The 9,477-nt window shown below is 71.2% G+C and carries 8 protein-coding genes and 1 pseudogene; 5 read left to right on the top strand and 4 right to left on the bottom strand.

Features of this window, described 5'->3' with window-relative positions:
- The 5 genes and pseudogenes from VFF46_RS01545 to VFF46_RS01525 all read left to right on the top strand — a co-directional run.
- Window positions 1-189: pseudogene (locus VFF46_RS01545) on the top strand (SWIM zinc finger family protein); the annotation flags it as partial.
- Entirely contained in the window at window positions 186-1,601 is a 1,416-nt protein-coding gene (locus VFF46_RS01540) for a DUF5691 domain-containing protein (RefSeq protein WP_325035150.1), read from the top strand. The pseudogene VFF46_RS01545 and the gene VFF46_RS01540, both read left to right, overlap by 4 nt.
- Window positions 1,598-2,677 carry an AAA family ATPase gene (locus VFF46_RS01535; RefSeq protein WP_325035149.1) on the top strand — a complete coding sequence of 360 codons (1,080 nt, stop codon included), beginning with the start codon at window positions 1,598-1,600 and terminating at the stop codon, window positions 2,675-2,677. Before VFF46_RS01540 ends, VFF46_RS01535 begins: the two co-directional genes overlap by 4 nt.
- The gene (locus tag VFF46_RS01530; protein WP_325035148.1) at window positions 2,674-4,845 is read left to right on the top strand and encodes a DUF5682 family protein; all 2,172 of its coding nucleotides are present in this window, start codon (window positions 2,674-2,676) and stop codon (window positions 4,843-4,845) included. The genes VFF46_RS01535 and VFF46_RS01530 overlap by 4 nt, the downstream gene beginning before the upstream one ends.
- Complete coding sequence (locus tag VFF46_RS01525; protein WP_325035147.1) at window positions 4,842-5,990, top strand: VWA domain-containing protein; 1,149 nt, start codon at window positions 4,842-4,844, stop codon at window positions 5,988-5,990. Before VFF46_RS01530 ends, VFF46_RS01525 begins: the two co-directional genes overlap by 4 nt.
- A 4-nt stretch (window positions 5,991-5,994) precedes the next feature.
- Here VFF46_RS01525 and VFF46_RS01520 read toward each other — a convergent pair whose 3' ends face one another.
- From VFF46_RS01520 to VFF46_RS01505, 4 genes are read right to left on the bottom strand one after another with little or no spacing between them, the layout of a single operon-like run.
- On the bottom strand, window positions 5,995-6,339 hold the full coding sequence (locus tag VFF46_RS01520) for a YciI family protein (protein WP_325035146.1): 345 nt from the start codon (window positions 6,337-6,339) through the stop codon (window positions 5,995-5,997).
- Entirely contained in the window at window positions 6,336-7,154 is an 819-nt protein-coding gene (locus tag VFF46_RS01515; RefSeq protein ID WP_325035152.1) for an aldo/keto reductase, read from the bottom strand. Before VFF46_RS01515 ends, VFF46_RS01520 begins: the two co-directional genes overlap by 4 nt.
- Window positions 7,155-7,196: 42 nt before the next feature.
- Entirely contained in the window at window positions 7,197-8,399 is a 1,203-nt protein-coding gene (locus VFF46_RS01510) for a hypothetical protein (RefSeq protein WP_325035151.1), read from the bottom strand.
- The gene (locus VFF46_RS01505) at window positions 8,383-9,435 is read right to left on the bottom strand and encodes a glycosyltransferase family 2 protein (RefSeq protein ID WP_325035145.1); all 1,053 of its coding nucleotides are present in this window, start codon (window positions 9,433-9,435) and stop codon (window positions 8,383-8,385) included. Before VFF46_RS01505 ends, VFF46_RS01510 begins: the two co-directional genes overlap by 17 nt.
- Window positions 9,436-9,477 lie beyond the last annotated feature (42 nt).

The following is a 9,477-nucleotide window of genomic DNA, read 5'->3' as shown; positions in this document are numbered from 1 at the left end:
GCCCGGTACGGCGACGGATGGGCGCTCATGGACGAGGCCGGTGACGGGCTGGAGGTGCTGCCGGGCTGGGATCCGCTGAAGCTGCTCGCGGTTTCGGCAGGCGATCCGATCACGGTCGCGGCCGAGTGGAACCGCGCCGGCCTCCGTCCGATGACCTGCTGGCGCGATGATCGGCCGGTGACGCTGTGAAGGGCTGGGACGGGCTGGTCAGCTCGGTGCTGCTGGGCACCGACCGGCGGCCGGCGGACTTCGACGAGCTGCCGGAGTACGTACGGGAACGCCTGGGCGACGGCGGCCTGCTGGATGCCGCCGCGCTGGCGACCGTCTACAAGCGGGCCGGACGTAAGCCGTTGCGGGACTTGACCCCGTTGGAGCCGGCGGGCGGTGAGGATCGGCCGTTGCCGAGGTCGGGTGCGGTACGGCGGTTGGCCGCGATGCTCGGCGGGTTCCAGACTGCGGCGCTCGGTGAGTGGTTGCGTACGGCGGACGCGCACGGGTGGGGTGTTCCGCCGGAGCATCTGCCGGCGCTGGCCGACTACGCCCGCAACCGCGCCGAGTACCGGCCGCTGGTGATCGCGGCTGCCGGGCGGCGGGCACGGTGGCTCGCGAAGCTGAACCCCGAGTGGAGGTTCCTGCACGCGGCTGATGCCGAGAGCAACGATCCGCAGGTGTGGACGCACGGCAACGCGATCCAGCGCCGGGCCTGGTTGCTGGGGCTGCGGCGCCGGGATCCGGTGGCGGCGCGGGAGGAGCTGGCGGAGGTCTGGCCGAACGAGTCGGCTGCCACCCGGGCGGACTTCCTCGGGTTGTTCGCCGAGGGGCTGTCGCTGGCGGACGAGGAATTCCTGGAGCGCGGGCTGGACGATCGTTCGCGGGAGGTACGGCGGGTCGCGGTGCGGCTGCTGGCGCGGTTGCCGGGGGCGCAGTACGGCGTACGGATGACCGAGCGGTTGCATTCGCATCTGGTGGAAAGTCAGGGCGTGCTGGCGGTCGACCTGCCGCGCAGCCTCACGACGTCGATGGAGCGCGACGGCCTCGACTCGCAGAACCCGGAAGGCATCGGCAAACGTGCCTGGTGGTTCCACCAGATCGTCGCCAACACACCTCTCCAGTCGATGGACATCCACTGGCTGAACACCACGGTCGAGGGCTGTGCCCCCGAACTACTCCAGTCGGCGTGGACCGAATCCACCATCCGCGACCCACACCTATCAACCGCGACCCGCTGGGCGCGGGAACTGCTGCTCGCCAACGCGCACACCGGTAGCCGGAATCCTGCTGAACTGTTGCGGTTGCTGCCGCCTGCGGAGTGGGCCCAAGCGGTCAACGCCTTGCGTGCCGGCGTGGATGTCACCGAGCTGGTCGGTGGGTTGCCGGTGCCGTGGCCTGCGACGCTCGGAAGCATGGTGCTGGATCAGCTCGGCAAGGTGGGGACCAACCGCGCCTGGGCGCGGCTCGCCAGCATCGCGGCCCGCGCGGTGCCGCCCGAAGTACTCGACCATCCGATCACCCGCGACCCGGCCGGCGACGAGGACACCTGGCGCCGCCGCCTGGTCGAAACCCTGACCTTCCGCCGTGAAATGCACGAGGAGCTGACATGACCGAGGTACTGCGCCCGCACGCGGAAGTCGAGTACGCCGACGAACTGCAGGCCCTGCAGGCGAACGACGACAAGCCCCGGCCGCCCGCCTGGCGGCTGTCGCCGAGCGCGGTGGTCACGTATCTGCTGGGCGGCAAGGCGGGCAGCACCGAGATCTCCCCGAAGTACGTCGGCCCGCGCCGGCTGATCGAGGTCGCGGTCGCCACCCTCGCGACGGATCGCGCGCTGCTGCTGCTCGGCGTACCGGGCACCGCGAAGACCTGGGTCAGCGAACACCTCGCGGCCGCGATCAGCGGCGACTCCACCCTGCTGGTGCAGGGTACGGCGGGCACCGCGGAGGAAGCGATCCGGTACGGCTGGAACTACGCCCAACTGATTGCCCAGGGCCCCAGTGAGGCCGCGCTGGTGCCGAGCCCGGTGCAGCGCGCGATGACCGCGGCGAAGATCGCCCGGATCGAGGAACTGACCCGGATGCCGTCCGACGTCCAGGACGCGCTGATCACGATCCTGTCCGAGAAGACGCTGCCGATCGCCGAGCTGGCCACCGAGGTCCAGGCCCGCAAGGGGTTCAACGTCATTGCCACCGCCAACGACCGCGACAAGGGCATCAACGAACTGTCCAGCGCGCTGCGCCGCCGGTTCAACACCGTCGTACTGCCGCTGCCCGAGTCTGCCGAGGACGAGGTGGAGATCGTGTCCCGCCGGGTCGCGCAGCTCGGGTCCGCGCTCGAGCTGCCGCAGCCGGACGACGCGCTGGAGGAGATCCGCCGGGTCGTGACGATCTTCCGCGAGCTCCGCTCCGGGCGTACCGAGGACGGCCGGACCGCGGTCAAGTCACCGTCCGGCACGCTGTCCACCGCGGAGGCGATCAGCGTGGTCACCGGCGGTCTCGCACTGGCCGCGCATTTCGGGGACGGCGTACTGCGCCCGACCGACGTCGCGGGCGGGATCCTCGGCGCGGTCGTCAAGGACCCGTCGGCGGACCGGGTCGTCTGGTCGGAGTACCTGGAGACCGTGGTCCGCGAACGCGACGACTGGGCCCCGTTCTACCGGGCCTGCCGAGAGATTTCCGGATGACCGTTCATTTGCTGGGGATCCGGCATCACGGGCCGGGGTCGGCGCGGGCGGTGGCGGCCGCGCTGGCGGAGCTCCGGCCGGACGTCGTACTGATCGAGGGGCCGCCGGAGGCCGACAAGATCGTCGAGCTGGCGGCGTCGGAGGAGATGGAGCCGCCGGTCGCGCTGCTCGCGTACGCGGTGGACGATTCGACGCGGGCCGCGTTCTGGCCGTTCGCGGTGTTCAGCCCGGAGTGGCAGGCGATCAGGTACGGCCTGGCGGCGGGGGTCCCCGTACGGTTCTGCGATCTGCCGGCCGCGCAGCAGTTCGCGTCGTCGGGCGGGCGGTCCGCGGCGGCGATGGACCCGTTGGCGACGCTCGCCGCGGCCGGTGGGTACGACGACCCGGAGCGCTGGTGGGACGACGTGATCGAGTCGCGGCGGGACGGCGCCGAGCCGTTCACGGTGATCGCGGACGCGATGCGCGAGCTGCGGCACGGCGAAGAAGCAGTGGGGCGTGAGGCGCAGCGCGAGGCGTACATGCGGACCGTGCTGCGGAAGGCCCAGAAGGAGGGCTTCGAGCGGATCGCGGTGGTCTGTGGCGCTTGGCATGTGCCGGCGCTGGAGCTTCCGTTGCCTCCGGCAACACATGACCAGCGCATCCTGAAAGGCCTGCCGAAACGGAAGATCGCCTGTACCTGGGTGCCGTGGACGCACGGCCGGCTGGCCGCGACCAGCGGGTACGGCGCGGGCATCACCTCGCCCGGTTGGTACCACCACCTGTTCACCGCGCCGGATCAGATCACCGCGCGCTGGCTCTCCAAGGTCGCCCAGGTACTGCGGGCCGAGGACCTGCCGGTGTCGAGCGCGCACGTGATCGAGGCGGTCCGGCTCGCGGACACATTGGCGGCGTTGCGCGAACGTCCGCTCGCGGGCCTCAGCGAGGTCACCGAGGCCACGCGGGCGGTGCTCTGCGGCGGGAACGACGTACTGCTGGATCTCGTCACGCGGGAGGCGGTCGTCGGCGAGCTGCTCGGGTCGGTGCCTGGCGCGACGCCGCAGGCTCCGGTCGCGGCGGACTTCGCGGCGCAGGTACGGCGGTTGCGGATGAAGCGGGACGCGGCCGAGCGGGTGATCGAGCTGGACCTGCGGAAACCGAACGACCTGGAGAAGTCCAGACTCCTGCACCGGTTGCGGATCCTCGGCGTGCACTGGGGTGTGCCGGCCACGGACGAGCGCCGCGCGCAGGGGACGTTCCGCGAGCTGTGGCGGCTGGCCTGGGACCCGGGGCTCGAGGTGGAACTCGTCGCGGCCGGCGCCCACGGTACGACGGTGCTCGGCGCCGCGACGACCGTGATGCTGAAGGCGGCCGACTCCACCACGCTCGCGGATGTCACGGCCGCGCTGGAGAAGTCGCTGCTCGCCGACCTCGCGGACGCGCTGCCGCCGTTGCTGCAGGGCATCGACACCCGCGCCGCGGCCGACGCCGACGTGGGGCATCTGATGGCGGCACTCCCGTCGCTGGCCCGGGCTTCGCGGTACGGCGACGTACGCGAGACCGATACCGCCGGCCTGGCCGCGGTCGCCGGGCGGATGGTTTCCCGTGTGTGCGCGGGGCTCGCGCGGACGGTTCACGGGCTCGATCCGGACGCCGCTGCCGCCGTACAGGAGTTGATCGACGGCGTACAGGACGCTACCGCGCTGCTGGCCGAGGACGTACGGGCCGAGTGGCTGAACACCCTGCAGGGGTTGAGCGATCGGGCTTCGGTGCCGCCGTTGATCCGTGGGCGGTTGACCCGGCTGATGCTGGACACGTCGCGGTTGCCGGACCATGAGGTCGCGCTGCGGCTCGGGCGGTCGTTGTCCCCCGGTACGGCGACGGCGGACGCGGCCGGGTACGTCGAGGGGTTCCTGGCCGGTGGCGGGTTGTTGCTGGTGCACGACGAGCGCCTGCTCGCGCTGGTGGATGCCTGGCTGGGCGGGATCCCGGACGACGCGTTCGTGGAGGTGCTGCCGTTGTTGCGGCGGACGTTCGGGACGTTCGCGGCGCCGGAGCGGCGGACGATCGGTTCCCGTGCTCGGGTGCTCGCCGATCCCACGTCGGCTGTTGTTGCCGATGACAACGAACTGGACGCGGAGCTGGCCGCGACCGCATTGCCGGTGGTGGCGCAACTGCTGGGGGTCTCATGAGTTCAGAGGAGCGCCTGCGTCGCTGGAGATTGGTGCTCGGCGCGGAGGCCGAGGAAGAGACAGGTACGGCGCTCTCCAAGGCCGATCGGTCCGTCGACGCCGCGTTGGCCGCGTTGTACGACGCCGGGGAGAGCTCGGGGACGCAGCGGGCCGCCGGGCTGGGGTCGTCGGCGCCTCGGGTGGCGCGCTGGCTGGGCGACATCCGGCAGTACTTCCCGAGCACCGTCGTGCAGGTGATGCAGCGGGACGCGGCCGAGCGGCTCGGGATCACCCGGATGCTGATGGAGCCGGAGCTGCTCGGCGCGGTCGAACCCGACGTACATCTGGTGTCCACGCTGCTCGCGCTCAACGAGGTGATGCCGGAGGAGACCAAGCAGACGGCGCGGGAGGTCGTCGGGCGGGTGGTCGCCGAGCTCGAGGCGCGGCTGGCGGAGCGGACCCGGGCCGCGGTGACGGGCGCCCTTGACCGGGCCGGGCGGACCTCGCGGCCGCGGCACTCGGACATCGACTGGGACCGGACCATCCGGGCGAACCTCAAGCACTTCTCGCCCGCGCTCGGGACGATCGTCCCGGACCGCCTGGTCGGGTACGCGCGCCGCAACCACAGCGTGCAGCGGGACATCGTGCTGGCGATCGACCAGTCCGGGTCGATGGCGGAGTCGGTCGTCTACGCGTCGCTGTTCGGCGCGGTGCTGGGGTCGATCCGTACGCTGCGGACGTCGCTCGTGGTCTTCGACACCGCGGTCGTCGACCTGACCGATCAGCTGGAGGACCCGGTCGACGTACTGTTCGGCACCCAGTTGGGCGGCGGGACCGACATCAACCGGGCGCTCGCGTACTGCGAGGACCTGATCACGAAACCCGCCGACACGGTGCTGGTGCTGATCTCGGACCTGTACGAGGGCGGCGTACGCGAGGAACTGCTCCGGCGGGCGCGCTCGCTGGTCGAGTCCGGCGTACAGGTGATCGCCCTGCTGGCCCTCGCAGACTCCGGCACCCCGTCGTACGACGCCGAGAACGCCGCCGCCCTCGCCGGCCTCGGCGTACCGGCCTTCGCCTGCACCCCCGACCAGTTCCCCGACCTGATGGCCGCCGCCATCCGCCACGAAGACATCACCACCTGGGCCGCAACCAACATCATCTGAGGGATCAGCCCGCGATTTCCAGGATGTCGATGGGGGTGTGGGGGTCGGCCTCGGCGAAGCGGAGGGCCCAGTGGATGGCTTCTTCCTTGGTGTCGACGCGGATGATCGACACGCCGGCGACAAGTTCCTTGGTCTCCGCGAAGGGGCCGTCGACCACCCGCGGCTGACCAGGCGCCGGGAAGATCACGCGGGCGCCGCGCGAGCTCGGCATCAGGCCCTCGCCGAGCACCAGCACGCCGGCCTGGCGCATCTCCTCCAGCACCGCGTCGGCACGCTCCAGGATCTCCGGGTCCGGCGGGTTGCCGGCTTCCAGGTTGTCGTTGGTCTTGTGCAGCAGCATGTACCTCATAGCGCTGACATTAGTGCCGTCCAGAACGGTTCCGGCACCTCGTACGCATGCCACGCCGCGACCTCCGCGATCTCCCGCAGGCTCCGCGCCCCGACCACCACGGCCGGTACGGCGGGATGCCGCAACGGGAACTGCACGGCCGCCGCCAGCAGCGGTACGTCGTACGCCCGGCAGACCTCCCGCAGTACGTCGATCCGCCGCAGGACGTCCCGCGGGACCCGCGCGTACCCGTGCGGGGCGCCGTCCACGGTGTCGGCGAGCACCCCGCCCTGGAACACCCCGGCCGCGAGCACGGCCACGCCGTACTTCCGGCACAACGGCAGCAGCTCGTCCGCGCCGGTCTGATCGAGCAGTGTGTACCGCCCGGCCAGCAGCACGATGTCCGGGCCGCCGTCGGTCTCGCGGACGAACCGTGCCGCGACGTCGGCGTGGTTGACCCCGAGCGAGATCGCCCGGATCGTGCCGCGCCCGCGCAGCTCGGTCAGCGTCCGGAACGTCTCGGTCGACGCCCGCGGGAAGTCCAGGTCGGGGTCGTGGACGTGCAGGACGTCGATCCGGTCGATCCCCATCCGCTCCAGACTCGCCTCGAAGGAGCGGATAGTGCCGGCGTACGAGAAATCCAGCCGCGGCCCGACCCCGGCCGGCGGCTCCGCCCAGATCGGCTGCAGGTCCGGACCGCCTGGCTCGATCAGGCGGCCGACCTTGGTACAGAGCACGAAGTCGTCCCGCGGGCGCCCGCGCAACGCCAGCCCGGCGCGCTGCTCGGACAGCCCGTACCCGTACACCGGGGCGGTGTCGAACAGCCGCACGCCCAGCTCCCACGCCCCGGCACCGACAATGCGCGGATCCCTAGGCCATCACAATCGGCCGGCTCGGCCGCCGCCGCGCCTGCCGCTCCTCGGCCGCGGCGATTGTGATGGCCTGGGGATCCGGCTCGGTGCGTAGTAGCTGCTCGGGTCGTCGCACACCGGCGCCTCGGTGAGGTCCGCCGGGTCCCGCAGCAGCAGGGCGTGCCCCTTGGCGATCGCGGGCTCCAGGTACTCGTGCCCGGGCAGGTCCGCGACCGCCGTACGGCAGCCGAGCGCCATCCCCTCGAAGAGCGCCGTGGTCGAGACGCCGACCTGGTACTTCGCGGTCGCGAGCAGCTCGAGCGTGCTGCCGCCTGTCGACAGCTGCACGCCGGGCGGGATCGTGTAGTCCACTGGGTGCTCGCTCGGGTGCAGGCGGTACACCACCTCCAGCCCGGGGTACTGCTTGGCGACCTGGGCCGACACCTGGAGCAGCTCGGCGCCGATCGTGCCCTGCGAGAGGAACACCACCCGGTCCTGCTTCGGCGCCGGGTCCGGCAGGAACGAGGCCCCCGTCACCTCGGTACGCATGCCGGCCGGCAGGTCCGCGACATCGGTCCAGTACGACCCGAAGCACCACAACTCGTCCGGCTGATCCGCGACCTCCGGCCGGCCCGGGTAGCTGTACCCGAGGTGGAACGGGCTGATCGCGCCGTGCTGCAGCTCGACCACCCGGATCCCGAGATCGCGGGCGGCACCAACGATGTGCTGGTGGAAGTACGCGACCACCAGGTACACGGTCTCGATCCGGTGCTTCCGGAGCAGCGCACGGTAGAGCGCCCGCAGTCGTCGGTGTTTCGGTACTTCCCGAGCCAGCAGCGCCCCGATCGGGACCCGGACGCCGGTGAGTTTCTCCAGGGCGTCCGCGGCGCCCCGGTCGTCGGCCGTACCGCGATGCACCGCGCCGGCGGCGGACGTGAAGAAGTCGAGGTTCTTGCTGCCGGGCAGTGGTACGCCGTTGATCCCGGAGTCCAGGACCAGCGCGCGATCGCCGAGCCGCGCCCGGAGCCCGTCGGTGTAGATCTCGACACCGTTCGGTTTCCGCGGGTGCGGGACGACCAGCGCGTCGTACCGGCCGGGGAACGGGCTGCGCGTCACCACCCCGGCCACGTGCCGCGCGACCAGGGCAGCCTTGTCGTACGACGTCCGCCGTACCGGATGGGGTGCGCCGTGGATGCCGCTGCGGCGGGTCAGCTCATGGAAGACGCGCATCCGGATGATCGGCCAGGGATGGATCCCCGTCGTCGTCCAGGTCAGCAGGTCCAGGTCGTTCTCCACCGTCCAGATCGCCCGGCACAGCTCCGCCACCGTCGGCCGAACCGTGCCGTTCCCGGTACTCGTCATGGTTGATCCCAACTATCCCGGCGAGACTACCGACGCCCGAGAAGAACCGGCGGACTGCCTTCAGCAGGTGCGTCTTCCGGCCGAGCAACAGCCCGGCGAGGGCGAGCCCGAACGCCGAGACCACCCGGGCCGAAGCATAGGCCAGCACCAGTACGTAGCTGATCGCGCCCGGGCGGATCAGCAGCCGGCTGATGGTGTCGCCGCTGCCGGAGCGGAACGCCCGCCGTACCAGCCAGCGCAGCGTCGTCCGGCCGACCGGGACGTCCTCGGAGATACACGCCTCCTCGCACCACACGATCCGGAACCCGGCGCGGTGCACGCGGAGGAAGAAATGCAGGTCGCTGGAGCCGGTGTACCGGAACGCGGGGTGGAACCCGGGCGTGACCGCGTGGTACACCCGGCGGCTCACCAGCGTGTTGTTCGTGTACGCCTTCTTGAGTTCCTCGCCGGTCGCGTGCCGGCCGGTCGAGTCGTGCACGTCGCTGTAGTGGTTCCAGGGCGGCGCTCCGGCCGGGAGGGTGCCCTTCACGGGTCCGGTGACGACGTCGGCGCCGGTGGTCTCCCAGGCCTTCAGCAGCGTCGCCAGCCAGCCGGGCGGGGCGACCTCGTCGTCGTCCACGAAGATCAGTGCGTCGTCGTTCCAGCACAGCTCGACGGACCGCTCCCGGGCGAAGGGGATCCCCGGCTCCGCTTCCACCACCGACTCGATCGGGTACGGCGTACCCTCCCCGAACTCCTCCAGCACCCGCGCCGCCGACCCATCCGCGTCGTTGTCCACCACCACGATCCGGATCGAGTAGTCCGTGTCCGCCGGCAACTCCTGCGCCTGCAAACTCGTCAACAACCCCCGCAACAGAGCAGGTCGCCTGAAGGTAATCACCGCAATGGCGACGCAGGTGCTCATGGCGCCCGAGACTATCGGTCCCCACCAGCATCCACCCAGTCA

This window comes from Kribbella sp. (assembly GCF_035655035.1).
Classification (GTDB): domain Bacteria; phylum Actinomycetota; class Actinomycetes; order Propionibacteriales; family Kribbellaceae; genus Kribbella.
The sequence above is the reverse complement of the archived record's forward strand: the minus strand, read 5'-3'. Positions and strand labels throughout refer to the sequence as shown.

Excerpts from the sequence above, each read along its gene's own strand:
- VFF46_RS01505 (WP_325035145.1), bottom strand. The coding sequence starts at position 9,435 with ATGAGCACCTGCGTCGCCATTGCGGTGATTACCTTCAGGCGACCTGCT.
- VFF46_RS01535 (WP_325035149.1), top strand. The coding sequence starts at position 1,598 with ATGACCGAGGTACTGCGCCCGCACGCGGAAGTCGAGTACGCCGACGAA.
- VFF46_RS01530 (WP_325035148.1), top strand. The coding sequence starts at position 2,674 with ATGACCGTTCATTTGCTGGGGATCCGGCATCACGGGCCGGGGTCGGCG.
- VFF46_RS01525 (WP_325035147.1), top strand. The coding sequence starts at position 4,842 with ATGAGTTCAGAGGAGCGCCTGCGTCGCTGGAGATTGGTGCTCGGCGCG.
- VFF46_RS01520 (WP_325035146.1), bottom strand. The coding sequence starts at position 6,339 with ATGAGGTACATGCTGCTGCACAAGACCAACGACAACCTGGAAGCCGGC.
- VFF46_RS01510 (WP_325035151.1), bottom strand. The coding sequence starts at position 8,399 with ATGCGCGTCTTCCATGAGCTGACCCGCCGCAGCGGCATCCACGGCGCA.